This is a genomic window from Sporichthya sp. (assembly GCF_013815995.1).
In the GTDB taxonomy this organism is placed as follows: Bacteria; Actinomycetota; Actinomycetes; order Sporichthyales; family Sporichthyaceae; genus Sporichthya.
The window spans coordinates 1-15,028 of record NZ_JACDFE010000024.1 but is presented as its reverse complement, the minus strand read 5'-3'; the positions used below and the strand labels follow the sequence as shown (position 1 = coordinate 15,028).

13 protein-coding genes and 1 pseudogene are annotated in these 15,028 nt (G+C 69.0%); 5 read left to right on the top strand and 9 right to left on the bottom strand.

The window, feature by feature from the left end; all coding sequences use genetic code 11:
• Positions 1-2: 2 nt before the first annotated feature.
• The gene (locus H0X00_RS04800) at positions 3-716 is read right to left on the bottom strand and encodes a response regulator transcription factor (RefSeq protein ID WP_293767626.1); all 714 of its coding nucleotides are present in this window, start codon (positions 714-716) and stop codon (positions 3-5) included.
• Between the two features lie 125 nt (positions 717-841).
• On the opposite strand from H0X00_RS04800, the gene H0X00_RS04795 reads away from it, so the two are divergent.
• Entirely contained in the window at positions 842-1,972 is a 1,131-nt protein-coding gene (locus tag H0X00_RS04795) for an XdhC family protein (RefSeq protein WP_293767625.1), read from the top strand.
• Positions 1,973-2,010: 38 nt separating this feature from the next.
• On the opposite strand, the gene H0X00_RS04790 is transcribed toward H0X00_RS04795, so the two are convergent.
• Positions 2,011-3,663 carry a M4 family metallopeptidase gene (locus H0X00_RS04790; protein ID WP_293767624.1) on the bottom strand — a complete coding sequence of 551 codons (1,653 nt, stop codon included), beginning with the start codon at positions 3,661-3,663 and terminating at the stop codon, positions 2,011-2,013.
• Between the two features lie 189 nt (positions 3,664-3,852).
• Entirely contained in the window at positions 3,853-4,674 is an 822-nt protein-coding gene (locus H0X00_RS04785) for a hypothetical protein (protein WP_293767623.1), read from the bottom strand.
• Between the two features lie 180 nt (positions 4,675-4,854).
• Between H0X00_RS04785 and H0X00_RS04780 the strand changes: the two genes are divergently transcribed.
• Entirely contained in the window at positions 4,855-5,727 is an 873-nt protein-coding gene (locus H0X00_RS04780; RefSeq protein ID WP_293767622.1) for an alpha/beta hydrolase, read from the top strand.
• A gap of 124 nt (positions 5,728-5,851) precedes the next feature.
• A complete protein-coding gene (locus H0X00_RS04775; protein WP_293767621.1) occupies positions 5,852-6,970 on the top strand; it encodes a globin domain-containing protein in 1,119 nt (372 codons plus the stop codon).
• A 249-nt stretch (positions 6,971-7,219) separates the two neighbouring features.
• Here the strand turns inward: H0X00_RS04775 and H0X00_RS04770 are convergent, their stop codons facing one another.
• Complete coding sequence (locus tag H0X00_RS04770) at positions 7,220-8,281, bottom strand: hypothetical protein (RefSeq protein ID WP_293767620.1); 1,062 nt, start codon at positions 8,279-8,281, stop codon at positions 7,220-7,222.
• 365 nt (positions 8,282-8,646) lie between these two features.
• Here H0X00_RS04770 and H0X00_RS04765 point away from each other — a divergent pair, with 365 nt between their 5' ends.
• Both H0X00_RS04765 and H0X00_RS04760 read left to right on the top strand, forming a co-directional pair.
• Entirely contained in the window at positions 8,647-9,267 is a 621-nt protein-coding gene (locus H0X00_RS04765) for a DUF47 domain-containing protein (protein ID WP_293767619.1), read from the top strand.
• Positions 9,268-9,271: 4 nt separating this feature from the next.
• Positions 9,272-10,270 carry an inorganic phosphate transporter gene (locus H0X00_RS04760; protein ID WP_293767618.1) on the top strand — a complete coding sequence of 333 codons (999 nt, stop codon included), beginning with the start codon at positions 9,272-9,274 and terminating at the stop codon, positions 10,268-10,270.
• Positions 10,271-10,300: 30 nt separating this feature from the next.
• On the opposite strand, the gene pstB is transcribed toward H0X00_RS04760, so the two are convergent.
• The 5 genes and pseudogenes from pstB to H0X00_RS04735 all read right to left on the bottom strand — a co-directional run.
• Complete coding sequence (gene pstB, locus H0X00_RS04755; protein ID WP_293767617.1) at positions 10,301-11,080, bottom strand: phosphate ABC transporter ATP-binding protein PstB; 780 nt, start codon at positions 11,078-11,080, stop codon at positions 10,301-10,303.
• Positions 11,081-11,110: 30 nt separating this feature from the next.
• Positions 11,111-12,145 carry a phosphate ABC transporter permease PstA gene (gene pstA, locus H0X00_RS04750; protein ID WP_293767616.1) on the bottom strand — a complete coding sequence of 345 codons (1,035 nt, stop codon included), beginning with the start codon at positions 12,143-12,145 and terminating at the stop codon, positions 11,111-11,113.
• Positions 12,146-12,339: 194 nt separating this feature from the next.
• A complete protein-coding gene (gene pstC / locus H0X00_RS04745; RefSeq protein WP_293767615.1) occupies positions 12,340-13,308 on the bottom strand; it encodes a phosphate ABC transporter permease subunit PstC in 969 nt (322 codons plus the stop codon).
• A 90-nt stretch (positions 13,309-13,398) separates the two neighbouring features.
• Positions 13,399-14,553, bottom strand: a complete 1,155-nt coding sequence (pstS, locus tag H0X00_RS04740) for a phosphate ABC transporter substrate-binding protein PstS (RefSeq protein ID WP_293767613.1) — start codon at positions 14,551-14,553, stop codon at positions 13,399-13,401.
• Between the two features lie 227 nt (positions 14,554-14,780).
• A pseudogene (locus tag H0X00_RS04735) lies at positions 14,781-15,028 on the bottom strand (hypothetical protein); the annotation flags it as partial.

Sequence of the window (15,028 nt, the reverse complement as noted above, 5' to 3'; positions counted from 1 at the left end):
CCTCACGACGGTGGCAGGCGCAACACGTAGCCGACTCCGCGCAGGGTGTGCAGCAGGCGCGGTTCGACGGTGTCGATCTTGCGCCGCAGGTAGGACACGTAGGACTCCACGATGTTCACTTCGCCGTTGAAGTCGTAGTTCCAGACGTGGTCGAGGATCTGGGCTTTCGACAGCACCCGGCGCGGGTTGGTCATGAAGTAGCGCAGCAGCTTGAACTCGGTCGGGGACAGCATGACGCTCTGCCCGGCCCGCCACACCTCGTGGGTCTCGGTGTCGAGCTCGAGGTCGGCGAAGACCAGTCGCGGCGGCGCCGCCGGCTCCGGTCGGGCGGTGCGGCGCAGCACGGCCTTGATCCGGGCGATCACCTCATCGAGGCTGAACGGCTTGGTGACGTAGTCGTCCCCGCCGAGGGTCAGCCCGGAGATCCGGTCCTCGGTGGCGTCCCGGGCGGTCAGGAACAGCACCGGGACGGTCGAGCCGGAGGCCCGCAGCTTCTTGACCACGCCGAACCCGGAGATGTCCGGCATCATCACGTCGAGCACCAGCAGGTCCGGGGCGAAGGTGCCGACCGCCTCCAGGGCCTCCTGCCCGTTGGTCGCGGTGGCCACCTCGAAGCCGGCGTAGCGCAGCGACGTGCTGAGCAGTTCGACGATGTTCTCCTCGTCGTCCACCACCAGCAGGCGCTGGGTACCGCCCGGGTCTTCGCCGTCGCTCACGGAGCCTCCCCGATGGGGTTCGGGCCCAATCTCACGCTGGGGACTGGACGTTTGCTGGGAGCTACCCGACATGCTGTCCGGCAGGCCAAATCATTCGGCGTGTTGCTTAGGTAACCTCAGGTTTTATGCATGACGTTCTCGGCGACATTCGCCAGTGGTACGCCGCCGGAGAGCCGTTTGCGCTGGCCACGGTCGTGAACATCTCCAAGAGTGCCCCCCGTCAGCCCGGCGCCGCGATGGCGATCTCGACCGGCGGCGAAGCGGTCGGCAGCGTGTCCGGCGGCTGCGTCGAGGGCGCGGTCTATGAGCTCGGCCAAGAGGTTCTCGCCTCCGGCGCGGGCGTCTTCCAGACCTACGGCTACTCCGACGACGACGCCTTCGCGGTCGGCCTGACCTGCGGCGGCATCATCGACATGTACGTCGAGCGGGTCTCCCCGGCCGAGTACCCCGAGTTTCCCGACGTGGTCGCCGCGATCGACGCCGGCCAGCCCATCGCGGTGGCCACCGTCGTGTCCGGCCCGGGCCAGGTCGGCGCCCGGATGGTCATCTGGCCGGACCGGCACTCCGGCTCGCTCGGCGGGGAACGCCTGGACGCCGCGGTGCTCGACGACGGTCGCGGCCAGCTCTCCCAGGGCCACTCCGGCCTGTTGCGCTACGGACCCGACGGCGAGCGGCTCGGCTTCGAGCAGGCCGTCTTCGTCCAGTCCTTCGCCCCGGCCCCGCGGATGATCGTGTTCGGCGCGATCGACTTCGCCGCCGCCGTCACCCGCGCCGGGAAGTTCCTCGGCTACGAGGTGACGGTCTGCGACGCGCGCCCAGTGTTCGCCACCGCGAAGCGGTTCAAGGAGGCCGACGAGGTGGTCGTCGAGTGGCCGCACCGCTACCTCGAGGCCCAGCTCGCCGCCGGCAAGGTGGACGAGCGCACGGTGATCTGCGTGCTGACCCACGATCCCAAGTTCGACGTGCCGGTGCTCAAGCTCGCGCTGACCACCCACGCCGCGTACATCGGCGCGATGGGATCTCGGCGCACCCACTACGACCGCCTGGAGCGGCTGCGCGAAGAAGGCGTCACCGCGGAAGACCTCGAGCGCCTGTACTCCCCGATCGGGTTGGACATCGGCGCCCGCACTCCGGAGGAGACCGCGATCTCCATCGCTGCCGAGATCATCAGCAAGCGCTGGGGCGGCACCGGCCGCGAGCTGCGGCAGATCGAGGGCGCGATCCACCGCGAGACGGCCGGCGCCGACGCAGTCTGACGAACCATTAGGCGTGACACGCCTCATGGTTCGGTGGCTCAGCGGCGGAGGCCCGGCATGACGTTGACGGCGTCCCAGCTCATCGCGGTTGCGACGAGCTGAGGGCTGCGCTCGCCGTAGAGGTCCTCGGCCGCGTTCAGGGTCGCGGCGCGGGCGCCGAAGTAGTCGGTCGCGGAGGTGAAGTACAGCGTCAGGGCGCGGTACCAGATCGCCGCGGCCGCGTCCCGGCCGATGCCCTCGATGCGGTCGCCGTTGCACGTCGGGCTGCGGTACTCGACTCCGGAGATCGTCTTGGCCTTGCTGCCCTCGGCGACTAGGTAGAAGAAGTGGTTGCCGATGCCGGCCGAGTCGTGGACGCCGAGGTTCTGCACCCGCTCGGACCAGCAGTCCGGCGAGGACTTGTCCAGGCTCGGCCGGTACATGTAGCGGATCGCCTTCGGCGTGTTCTTGCGCTGCGGCATCTCGCCGATCAGGTAGTCGCCGACGTCGACCGGATTCTTCGCGTAGAACTCGATCATCGTGCCGAAGATGTCGCTGGTCGCCTCGTTCAGGCCCCCGGACTCCCCGGAGCCCATCAGCGCGGCCGTGCGCGAGGTCAGGCCGTGGGTGATCTCGTGGCCCGAGATGTCGAGGGAGACCAGCGGGCCGAGCTCGTCGCCGTCACCGTCGCCGAAGGTCATGCAGCGGCAGGTGTCGTTCCAGAACGCGTTGGCGTAGTTGGTGCCGTAGTGCACCCGGCTGTAGACCCCGACGCCGTCGTTGGCGATGCCGCGCCGCTTGTGCACCTTGAGGAAGTAGTCCCAGGTGGTGGCGGCGCCGTACTGGGCGTCGACGGCGGTGGTCTGCCGGTCCAGGGCGCTGCCGTTGCCCCAGTCGTTGTCGGCGTCGGTGAACAGTTCCCCCGGCGCGCTGGAGGTGCACAACGGGATCAGGATCGGCAGGCAGTCGTCGACCCGGTTCTCCACGTCGCCGACGTAGTTGCCGCCGCGGGTCAGATCGCGCAGCTCGAAGTTCTCCGTGCTCGCCACGGTGCTGAGCGGGACCCGGCCGCCGTAGAGCGATTCGCCGGCGCCGTCGACGGTCTCGATCTCCTCGTCGACGAAGCGGACCTTGCCGGTGACCGCATCGACGTACGTGTGCCGCATCGACGGGGTGCCGTCGGCCTGGGTACCGGCGGTGAACACGTCCCAGGCCAGGGCCGGCGCCGTGCCGTCGAATCCGGCCGCGTCGATCACCAGTCCGGGTTCGGCCAGCGGCAGTGCCCCGGTGAGGGCATTCGCCGTGGTGAGCGCCCTGGTGGTGGCGGTGGTGGCGTCGATGACCGGGCGCAGGTCGAGGGCGAGCGGTTCGCGGAAGGTCGCGCTCGCACCGTCCCAGGCGCCCGCGGTGGTGCGGTGCACGACCAGGTCACCGCCGAGCACCGGCAGGCCGGCGAAGGTGCGGTGCATGCGGACGTGGCTGTCTCCGGAGGCTTCGTTCACGACATCGGAAACGATCACCCCGAGGTCGGCGCCGAGGCCCTGGGCACCGCCGTGGCCGAAACCAAAACCGGCGCCGTGCGCGCGAAGCGCATCGACGGCGGCGGTGAGGGTCTCCTGGCGGAGTTGTTCGGCCGGGCTCAACGCACTGGAGCCCACTGCGGGCTGGGATCCGAGCCCGGTTCCCACGGTGGTCGCGATCAACGCGACCACTGCGCTCGCTGATGCGGCGCGCCAGCGTCGATGTGGTGCGTGTCCCACGGTCATCACAGCCCCCCGGCCCGGATTGCGCTCATCCTGAACCATTGTGACCACTCCTGGACACGTAGGGGTTAATTCACTCCGCTCGCCTGAAACAACCTCATTTCGGGCAGTCAATGTGGACTGTCAGAACCGACAAACTCAGGCGGCCGCACCCGGCTGTTCGGCACGCATCCCGCTCAGCGTCGGCAGGTGCAGGGCGAGGGCCCGGTAGACCGCCGGGTTGACCGTCATACCGAGGTGGCTGCCGTCGACCTCGATGTGCACGGCGTCCGGATCGGCAGCGGCCTTCCAGTCGATGATCCCGTCGGTCCTGGAGTAGATCGACAGGAACGGCATGCCGGTCGGGAACGGGCCGGCCAGTTCCGCACGCGAGTCCGCCGCGCATTCGCCGTGCACGCAGTCCGCGTTCATCAGGCGGCGCAGCCCGGCCTTGTTCAGGGCGTTCAGCACCGCGACGTCGGCCAGCAGCAGCCGGTGGCTGGCGGTGGGGGCGAGCAGCGGGCTGCCGAGCGCGACGACGCCGTTGACCAGGTCCGGCCGGCGCATCGCGATGGTCTTGGCGTAGATGCCGCCCAGGCTGTGCCCGATCAGGGTCAGCGGCCGGCCCTCGTGCAGGGCCGCGATCTCGACCCGGCGGGTCAGCCGGTCGATCGTGGTCCGCGAACAGTCCACGTTCAGGCGCACCTGCGAGCGCAGCGGGGCGTAACCGGCCCGGCGCAGCCAGCGGGAGAGCAGGCTCATCGAGTAGTCGCCGCTCATGAAGCCCGGCAGCAGCAGCACGGGACGGTGCTCGCCGTGCGGGGTGTTCGGCTCGTTCCAGATCGCGTCCCGCAGCAGGGTGCGACCCTCGGCGACGGTGCGACGCTCGTCCAGCAGCGCGCGGGTGCCGCGCGGGCCGGCGAAACCCTCCGGGCACAACAGCGTCGGAAGACCGGTCGGAAAGCGGTTCACAAACTTCATCGCGGGCTCCTGCGGGGCGAGCAGTGAAGCGATGTGGTGCGGACGGTGCTGTGACGCAAGGGACGTTGGACACGTTCCCGTAACTTGGAGGCTAAGTCACCGACCGTGACTCGCAGGCGCGAACACGAGCATTGTTCGGGCAAACTTCTGAGGCGGGAGCGACCCAGGGGAGGAAGTCCGATGGCGACGGTCACAGCGCGTATCGGTGGGATCGAGATCTGTTACGAAGAATTCGGCGATCCGCAGCACCCGGCGATCCTGCTGATCATGGGGTTGGGCGGTCCGATGTTCTGGTGGGAGGACGAGTTCTGCTCCGCGCTCGCCGACCGCGGCTTCCGGGTCATCCGCTACGACAACCGGGACGTCGGGCTCTCCCGCCCCGGCGCCTCGCCGGCCCGGGTGGTGCCCGCCTATCTGCGGCGCGCGGCCCCGGAGTACTCGCTGGAGGACATGGCCGCCGACGCCGCCGGGTTGCTGAGGCACCTGCAGGTCCCCCGCGCGCACGTGGTCGGGGTGTCGATGGGCGGCATGATCGCCCAGCTCCTCGCCATCCGGCACCCGGCGCTGGTGCGTTCGCTGACCTCGATGATGTCCACTACCGGGTCCCGGAAGGTGGGCTGGATCAATCCGCGGGTGCTGGCCCGGATGTTCAGGAAGATCCCGGACGGTGAGGAGGCGTACGTCGCACGCAACCTGGAGGGTTTCCGCCGGATCGGCTCGCCCCGCTACTTCGAGTCGAACCTGGAGCGCCAGCGGGCCCGGGCCCATCGCACCTTCGCCTACGGGCTCAACCCCGCCGGCACGATGCGCCAGCTCGCCGCGATCGTGAACGCCGCGGACCGGACCTCCGAGCTGGCGAATATCCGGGTGCCGACCACCGTGCTGCACGGCACCGCCGATCCGCTGGTGCACGTCTCGGGCGGCAAGGCCACCGCCCGGGCGATCCCGGGCGCGGAGCTCGTCCTCGTCCCCGGGATGGGACATGACATGCCGCGTGAGCTGTGGCCGGTGCTGCTGGATGCGATCGAGCGGACCGCCCGCCGCGCTTACTGAGTTCTTCTTTCGGGGGATTTGTCCGGGTTACGCCCAGTCAGATTGCTTGCGGGCCGGGGCGGGCGTTGCCCTGAATGGCTTGTTCGTGATCACGACGACAAGTCCGAGGGGTATCGTCGAACGCGTGCTGGATCCACGTCTGATCAAGGAATCCTTCGAGGCGGTCGAGCCGGTCGCCGACAAGGTGGCCGGGTACTTCTACGCGCGCCTGTTCATCGAGAACCCGGGCGTCCGCGAGATGTTCCCGCCCTACATGGACGTGCAGCGCGACCGTCTGCTCGGCGCGATCATCCGCATCGTCCAGGGCATCGACCGGCCAGAGTTCCTGACCAACTTCCTCGAGCAGCTGGGCCGGGACCACCGCAAGTTCGGTGCCAAGCCGGCCCACTACGAGGCCGTCGGCCGGGCCCTGATCGCCGCGCTGAAGCGCTACGCCGGCGAGGTGTGGACCCCTGAGGTCGAGGCCGCCTGGGTCGCGGCGTACAGCATCGCCGCCGAGGCGATGATTGAGGCCTCCCGCCGGGCGGCGCTGGACACCCCGGACTGGTGGCTGGCCGAGATCGTCGAGCACGAGCCGCGGGACCGCGACACCGCGGTGCTCTGGGTCAAGCCGGACCAGCACTACCCCTACGAAGCCGGGCAGTACGTCTCGGTCGAGACGCCGTGGTGGCCGCGGGTATGGCGCTCCTACTCGATGGCCAACGCGCCCCGCAAGGACGACCTGATCGAGCTGCACGTGCACGGTGTCGACGCCGGCTGGGTCAGCCAGGCGATGGTCAACAAGGCCCGGGTCGGCGACGTCATCCGGCTCGGTCACGCCACCGGCACGATGGTCGCGGACCGCACCTCGACCCGCGACCTGGTCTGCATCGCCGGCGGCACCGGCCTGGCGCCGATGAAGGCGATCATCGAGGACATGGCCCGATGGAACTGGTACCGCCGGGTGCACCTCTTCTTCGGCGCGCGCCGCCCCGAGGGCCTCTACGACCTGCCGGCGATGGAGGAGCTCTCCCGCCAGCACAGCTGGCTCACCCTGGTCCCGGCGGTCTCGCACGACGACCGGTACGACGGGGAGCAGGGCCTGATCGTGGACGTCGCGCTGAACCACGGCGAGTGGTCCGACCACGACGTGTTCGTCGCCGGCTCGCCCAACATGGTCCGCGGCACCATCGACCGTCTGCTCGGCAAGGGCCTGTCGGTGTCGCGCATCAAGTTCGACACCTTCGGCGACATCCGCTACTGACGCCCTCGCAGGGGATGACATCCCTTGTGGTGGAACGCCTCAGCGGAAGCGACCCAGGCGCAGGCTGTTGCTGACCACGAACAGGCTGCTTGTCCGCGGTGTAGCCGCGGCTGTGTTCCCTGGGCGGTGCCGTCGGAGGCTGAGCTTGTCTGAAAGGTCGCCGCGGCTGCCCGTTGAGTTCCCGCTCGGGGTTAAAACAGTTCCGGCGCGACCCCGAGGGGCCGCGCCGGAACTGGGTGGAGCGGGTGTTTACAGGGCGTCGGCGCTGACGTTGTCGCCGGTCCAGGTGATGGAGGCGAAACGCGCGCCGAAGTTCTCGCCGAGGGTGCCGTTGCGGGACGCGAACCCGAGGTTGCCCGCCGCCGCCGGGGCGGTGATCGTCATCCGGCCGTTGTCCTGGTCCGGGTAGACCTGCGGGGACAGGATCTGCAGCCCCGCCGGGCCGAACGCCGCACCCTGCTGGGAGAACGCGGCCGACTGGGTGTTGAACTGGTCGACGAACTGGCTGGCCGGGACGGCCGAGCCGAAGAACTCGGCACCGTCGCTGGCGAAGGAGCTCTTGCCGGCGTCAGAGTCGAAGAACGACATCCGGTAGGTGACCTTCGGCTCCTCGTTCGGCACGTGGGTGACCTGCATCAGCGAGGTGATCGTGTCGAACGCGCCCTTGATGCCGGTGACGTAGGCCCGGCCGGTGGAGGTGTAGATGCCCGTGGCGGTGTCGACGGCGGCCGAGACCGAGCTGCCGGCGATCCGCGTGCCGGCGGCGTTGATCATGTCGCCGGTACCCGAACCCCCGAAGAAGTCCGCGCTGCACTCGGAGGTCCACAGCGGACCGTTGCCGTTCGCCGGGAACTTCGGCGTGCGGTCCGCGGTCGCGGTGTCACCGGCGGCCGCGCCCGTCGGCCGGTACACGCGGTTGATCGTCGGGTTGTCGTACGGGCTGGCGTCGGTCTGGGTCTGGCCCTCTTCGATCGGAGCGGCGCCGCCCTTGAACACGCCCTCCTCCACGATGTCGCCCAGCCAGTAGCCGGCGCCGTCCGCGATGCAGCGCGGCGATTCCTCCTGGATGTCCTTGATCAGCTCGACCTGCGAGTAGCCCACGTTCTGGGGCAGGGTGCGGGGGATGTCGGCGAAGGTCTCGACGGCGCCGGCGCGCATCACCTCGCTGTAGCCGACGTTGTCGATGTCGAACTTCGGTTTCTTCGGTGACTCTGCGGCGCCGGCCGGCGCGGCCAGGGCGCCCGCGGTCAGGATAAGCGTGGCTGCGACCGCAACGCCGGGGACGAGGCTGCTGCGAAGGGATTTGGGCACTGGGGAACTCCTGCGGGTGTGATCCGTGCGGGGGATGTTGGACCTAATCGCTATATCGGCGGGTATTGCCGGAACGTTTCACACCGTGACGGCGATGCCGATTTGTGACCGAACGATGACTCTTCGTGAGCGCAGGCAGGGGACAGGCCCGGCTCTACCGACATCAACGGTCGGAGCGGCCAAACGTCACGCTCGGCAGGCTGTGGATTGGCTAAGAGCGCGCGCCGATCGAGCCCTGGGGAAAAGCCCCTGGGAAGCCCCCGGCAAGCCCGGCAAGCCCCCGGCAAGCCCCCGCCACGGGGTGCGTAGCATTCCCGCGCAAGGATCCCCCGTCCCAAGATCCCGCCACGGACCGGAGTCCCCCCGTGAAGTTTCGCGTCACTCCCCGGGCGAACGCGTTCTACGACATGTTCGCCGCGTCTGCGGCGAACCTGGTGGTGGGCGTCAAGATCCTCACCGAGTTGCTGGGCTCCACCCCGCCTGAGCGCGCCGCCATCGGCGAACGGATGAAGACCGCCGAGCACGCCAGCGACGAGATCACGCACGCGATCATGAACGAGGTGAACTCCTCGTTCATCACCCCGTTCGACCGCGAGGACATCTACCGCCTGGCTTCCAGCCTCGACGACGTGATGGACGCGATGGAGGCGGCCGTCGACCTGGTGGTGCTCTACAACATCCTCGAGCTGCCGCCCGGCCTGGCCGACCAGGTCGAAGTGCTGGAGCGTGCCGCCGAGGTCACCGCGGAGGCGATGCCGCGGCTGCGGGCAATGCGCAACCTGCGCGAGTACTGGATCGAGATCAACCGGTTGGAGAACGCCGGCGACGCGATCTACCGACGGTTGCTGGCCAAGCTCTACGGCGGTGAGTTCGACGCGCTGACCGTGCTCAAGATCAAGGAGGTCGTCGACCAGCTCGAGGCGGCCGCCGACGCGTTCGAGAACGTCGCCAACACCGTCGAGAGCATCGCCGTCAAGGAGTCCTGACCCGGTGCAGGACACCACTACGGTCTTCGTCGTTCTGTTCGCGCTCGGGTTCGGCTACACCAACGGCTTCCACGACTCCGCGAACGCGATCGCGACCTCGATCTCGACCCGGGCCCTGACCCCGCGGGTCGCTCTGCTGCTGGCCGCGGTGATGAACTTCCTCGGCGCCTTCCTCGGCACCCAGGTGGCGAGCACCGTGGGCAAGGGGATCATCGAGACCCCGGAGGGCCAGCACGGCCTGGTCGTGGTGCTGGGCGCGTTGGTCGGCGCCATCACCTGGAACCTCATCACCTGGTACTTCGGGCTGCCCAGCTCGTCCTCGCACGCCCTGTTCGGTGGCCTGATCGGCGCGGCCATGGCCGGCGACATCACCGTGAAGTGGGAGGGCATCCGCGAGAAGATCCTGATCCCGATGGTGATCTCGCCGGTGGTCGGCTTCTTCGCCTCCGCCCTGCTGATGATCGGCATCCTCTGGGTGTTCCGTCGGCACAAGCCGGGCCCGCTCAACCGCGGCTTCCGGGTCGCCCAGACCGTCTCGGCCACCGCGATGGCGCTCGGGCACGGCATCCAGGACGTGCAGAAGACGATGGGCGTCATCTTCCTCGCCCTGCTGACCACCGACCATGTCGGCGCGGACGACGGAATCCCGTGGTGGGTCGTCGTGTCCTCCGCCGCCGCGCTCTCGCTCGGCACCTACGCCGGCGGGTGGCGCATCATGCGCACTTTGGGCCGGCGCATCGTCGACCTCGACCCGCCGCGCGGCTTCGCCTCGGAGACCGTGGCCGCGAGCGTGCTCTACACGACCGCCTTCGTGTTCGCGGCGCCGATCTCCACCACGCACACCATCACCTCGGCGGTGATGGGTGCGGGGGCGACCAAACGGATGTCCGCGGTCCGCTGGGGGGTCGCGGGCAACATCGTGATGGCCTGGATCCTCACCATCCCCGCGGCCGGGTGTGTGGCGGCCGGCTCCTACTGGGTCCTCGAACCGCTCATAGGCTGACGTCCCCTCAGGTCGTCGGGCACCGCAGAATCAGCCGAAGCGGCCGGAGATGTAATCCTCGGTCGCCTTCACGCTCGGGGTCGAGAAGATCTTCTGGGTGGGGCCCATCTCGATCAGCTTGCCCGGCTTGCCGGTCCCGGCGATGTTGAAGAACGCGCAGCGGTCACTGACCCGGGCCGCCTGCTGCATGTTGTGGGTGACGATCACGATCGTGTAGTTCTGTCGCAGCTCGGAGATGAGCTCCTCCACCGCCAGGGTGGAGATGGGGTCGAGCGCCGAGCACGGCTCGTCCATCAGCAGCACGTCGGGCTGGACCGCGATGGCCCGGGCGATGCACAGGCGCTGCTGCTGGCCACCGGACAGTCCGGCGCCCGGCTTGTCGAGGCGGTCCTTGACCTCGTTCCAGAGGTTCGCGCCCACCAGCGACCGCTCGACCAGTTCGTCGATGGTGGCCTTGCGCAGCTTCGTGCCGTTCAGCTTCAGCCCCGCCGCCACGTTCTCGCGGATCGACATGGTCGGGAACGGGTTCGGCTTCTGGAACACCATGCCGACCGAGCGCCGGACCCCGACCGGGTCGACGTTGGGTGCGTAGAGGTCCTGCCCGTCGATGACGACCTTGCCCTCGACCCGGGCGCCGGGGATCACCTCGTGCATCCGGTTCAGCGAGCGCAGGAGGGTGGACTTGCCGCAGCCGGACGGGCCGATGAAGGCGGTGACCGAGCGCGCCTCAATGTTCATCGAGACATCCTCCACGGCGAGGAAGTCCTTGTAGTAGATGTTCAGCTGGTCGACGTCGATGCGCTTGGCCATGGGTCGTTTCCTCGTGTCTTTCCGGGGGCTCTAGCGGCCGGTCTTCGGGGCGAACAGGCGAGCGATGAGCCGGCCGAGGAGGTTGAGCGCCATCACGATCATGATCAGAATCAGGGCGGCGGTCCACGCGCGGTCGAAGCCGGGCGGGCCCATCCCGTTGCGCGCGATGCCGGGGGTCTGGTTTTGCGTGTAGGCGAACACCGGGAGCGTCGCCATCCGCTCGGAGAACGGGTTGAAGTTGGTCCCGGTGGTGATGCCGAGCGTGATCAACAACGGCGCGGTCTCACCGATGATGCGGGCGACCGCCAGCGTCACCGAGGCGGCGATGCCGCCCAGGGAGGTCGGGATCACGATCTTGGCGATGGTCCGCCAGGTCGGCACTCCGAGGGCCAGGGACGCCTCGCGCAGTTCGTTCGGGACGATCTTCAGCATCTCGACGGTGGCCCGGACCAGTACCGGAATCATCAGCACACTGAGTGCAACCGCGCCGACGATGCCCATCCGGACGCCAGGTCCGCTGATGTGGACGAACAAGGCGTAGGCGAACAGACCGGCGACGATCGAAGGAATGCCGGCCATCACGTCGACGAAGAACGTCAGCCACCTCGAGAGTCGGTTGTCCTTGCCGTACTCGACCAGGTAGATCGCGCAGAGCAGGCCGATCGGGATCGAGATCACGCAGGCCAGGGCGGTGACGATCAGCGTGCCCGTGATCGCGTGATAGCCACCACCTCCGGCCCCGACGATGCCGCGCATCGACTCGGAGAAGAAGTCCCAGTCGAAGCGGCCGGTGCCGCGGTCGACGACCGTCCAGGTCACCGACACCAGCGGAATCATCGCAATCAGGAACGCCGAGGTGACGATCGCGGTGACCAGACGGTCGAGGGCGTAGCGCGCGCCTTCGACGGACCGCGACCACAGGTAGATGAAGGCGGCCGAGACGATCATGACGACCGGCAGCACGAGGCCGGGCGAGATCCCCGAAGGCAGCGCGAGGAGGCCACCGAGCGTGAAGCCGAGCGGCACCGCCCACCCGGCCCAGCGCGGCAGGCGCTCGGCGGTCATTGGCACCGAGGGCAGTTCCGGAGCCGGTGCCACGGCCGTCAAGGTTGCGTACGGCTCGCTGATCGGGTCTCCCGGGTAGTCGGGCGTGTCCCCGTTCGGCCCGCCGTTCGCGTGGGCGGGCAGATCGACTCGGACCGGGTATCGCGGCTGCGCCGATGGCGGGTTCGGCGGCGGCGGGTTCGGCGGCGAGGTCATCAGTTGGCTCCGGAGAACTCGCGCCGCCGGTTGATGATCGCCCGGGCCACCATGTTGACCGCCAGCGTGATGGCGAACAGCACCAGGCCGGAGGCGATCAGGGCGTTGACCTTCACGCCGCTGGACTCAGGGAAGTCCAGAGCGATGTTCGCCGCGATCGTGCCGGAGTTCTGACTGCTGATCAGATCGAAGCTGACCACGTCGGCCGTCGAGAGCACGATGGCCACGGCCATCGTCTCGCCGAGCGCGCGGCCGAGGCCGAGCATCGCCCCGCTGATCACGCCCGAGCGCCCGAAGGGCAGCACGGTCATCCGGATCATTTCCCAGCGGGTGGCGCCGAGCGCGAGGGCCGCTTCCTGGTGCAACTGAGGGGTCTGCTTGAAGACCTCGCGGGAGACCGCGGTGATCACCGGCAGGATCATCACCGCGAGCACGATCCCGACCACCAGCATCGTGCGCCCGGTGGCCGACGGCGGGCCGTCGAAGAACGGGAGGAAGCCGAGGTTGCCCTCCAGCCAGCGAGAGAGCGCCACCGAGTGCGGGGCGAGGACGAAGATGCCCCAGAGGCCGTAGACAATGCTCGGCACCGCGGCCAGCAGGTCGATGGCCAGCCCCAGCACTCCCGCCAACCGCGGCGGGGCGTAGTGCGTGATGTACAGCGCGATCGCGATCGCCATCGGCGCGGCAATGATCACGGCGATGGTCGCGCCGAGCACCGTGCCGAACGCGAGCGGGGCGATGTACTTGACCAGGCTTTCCTGGTTCGGCAGCTCGGAGGAGTCGGCGGTGATCGCCGGCCACGCTTCGATGAACAGGAACAGGGCGACGCCGGCCAGGACGATCAGGATCGTGATGCCGGCTCCGACGGAGGCGCCGAAGAAGATCCGGTCCCCCGGACGGACGACGGCCTTCTGCGCCTTGGGGGGTGCGGGCGGTGGAGCGGGGGGTAGGCCGACGTCGACGCTCATTCCCACCTCTCAGCGTTCTGACGTAAGGGGGCCGGACGGGGAACCGGGCGGCGGGCCCCCGTGACCCGCCACCCGGTTGTCATCTGTCGGTCAGGACTTCAGCGAGATCTTGTCGATCGCGGCCTGGAACAGGTCGCGCTCCTCCGCGCTCAGCGGAGCGGAGCCGGCGTTCTCCTCCGCGATCTGCTGGCCCTCCTCGCTGACGATGAAGGACAGGAACGCCTTGACCAGATCCACGTCGCCCTGCGACGCGTACTGGGTGCAGGCCAGGCTGTAGGTGACCAGGACGACCGGGTAGGTCCCGGAGTCCTCGGTCTTGCGGTCGAGCTCGTAGGCGTAGCTGGCGTCGCCCTGGCCCGCGGCCCGCTCGGAGGAGGCGAGGATCTTCGCCGCCGCGTCCGCGGAGGGCTCGACGAAGGCCGAGCCGACACCGACCTTCACCAGGCCGAGGCCGCTGGCCTGGCTGGCGTCGGCGTAACCGATCCCGCCCTCGGCCGACTTGATCGCGGCGATGACCCCGGAGGTGCCCTGCGCGGCCTCGCCGCCCGAGGCCGGCCAGTCACCGCTGACGTCGTAGGACCACGAGTCGGCGGCCGCACCCTTGAGGTAATCGGTGAAGTTCTCGGTGGTGCCGGACTTGTCCGAGCGGTGCACCGGGGTGATGTCGGAGCCGGGCAGATCGGCGTCCGGGTTGTCGGCCTTGATCGCCTCGTCGTCCCAGGAGGTGATCTTCCCGTCGAAGATCTTGGCGATGGTCTCGGCCTTGAGCTGCAGCGAGGTGATCCCCGGCAGGTTGAAGGCGATCGCGATCGGCGAGACGTAGAGCGGCACCTGGACGATGTCGCCACAGACGCTCTTGGCCTTGGTCGTCTCTTCCTCGCTCAGGGCCGCGTCCGAGCCGGCGAACTTGACCGCGCCGGCGGCGAACTGCTCGCGGCCCGCGCCGGAACCGGTGGGCTCGTAGTTGATCGTCGCGTCCGGGTACTTCTCGTTGAACGCGGCGATCCAGGCCTCCATCGCCGAGCCCTGGGACGAGGCCCCGACCCCGGAGAGCGTGCCGCTGAGCTTGGTCCCGCTGTCGGCGGAGTCCGGGCTCGCCGAGCCCGAGGTGGACGGGCTGCTGTCGCTGGAGTCAGCGATCGGGTCGTCGCTGTCGTCGGCGCAGGCAGAGAGCCCGACGCACAGGACGGTCGCGACCATCGCGGCGGCCACTCTGCGCGGCCGGCGGGTCGTCGAGAGGGTCATTCAGGCCTCGGTTTCGTTCGAGTCCGCAGCGCGGCGGACGGGGGCGGCAGCACGCACGGACCGGCGGGTCCGTACTGCCCAAGCGAACGTTGGCACAGTGAACGCCAGATGAATGTGGGGTGGATCGACGGGGATGGCCTGTGTTAACGATCAGTCCGAACACCCCAACTGAGCTGCGAGTTTCGTCACTCCGGCTTGGCGTGGTTACGCAACGCATCCAAACGAACTCAGCGAGCGATCCGTTCATGGGTAGCGGCGAACGGCCGCAGCTCCGGCCAGGTGTCCACGAAGATCGTCCGGGCCGCCAGAACCGCCTCCCGTTGCACCCCATGCAGCAGCCCGAGGCCGAGCGCCGCCGGCGCCGGGCACTGGGGCTGCCGGGCCAGCTCGATCGCGGCCGCCGCGGCGATCGCGGCGTCCTGGTGTTCGCCGAGGCAGCGGGTGATGTCGGCCAGCCGGAGCGCCAGTTCCGCCG

Coding starts and splice junctions, on each gene's coding strand:
- pstC (WP_293767615.1), bottom strand. CDS start 13,308: ATGAGCGTCGACGTCGGCCTACCCCCCGCTCCACCGCCCGCACCCCCC.
- H0X00_RS04785 (WP_293767623.1), bottom strand. CDS start 4,674: ATGAAGTTTGTGAACCGCTTTCCGACCGGTCTTCCGACGCTGTTGTGC.
- pstB (WP_293767617.1), bottom strand. CDS start 11,080: ATGGCCAAGCGCATCGACGTCGACCAGCTGAACATCTACTACAAGGAC.
- H0X00_RS04795 (WP_293767625.1), top strand. CDS start 842: ATGCATGACGTTCTCGGCGACATTCGCCAGTGGTACGCCGCCGGAGAG.
- pstS (WP_293767613.1), bottom strand. CDS start 14,553: ATGACCCTCTCGACGACCCGCCGGCCGCGCAGAGTGGCCGCCGCGATG.
- H0X00_RS04780 (WP_293767622.1), top strand. CDS start 4,855: ATGGCGACGGTCACAGCGCGTATCGGTGGGATCGAGATCTGTTACGAA.
- pstA (WP_293767616.1), bottom strand. CDS start 12,145: ATGACCGCCGAGCGCCTGCCGCGCTGGGCCGGGTGGGCGGTGCCGCTC.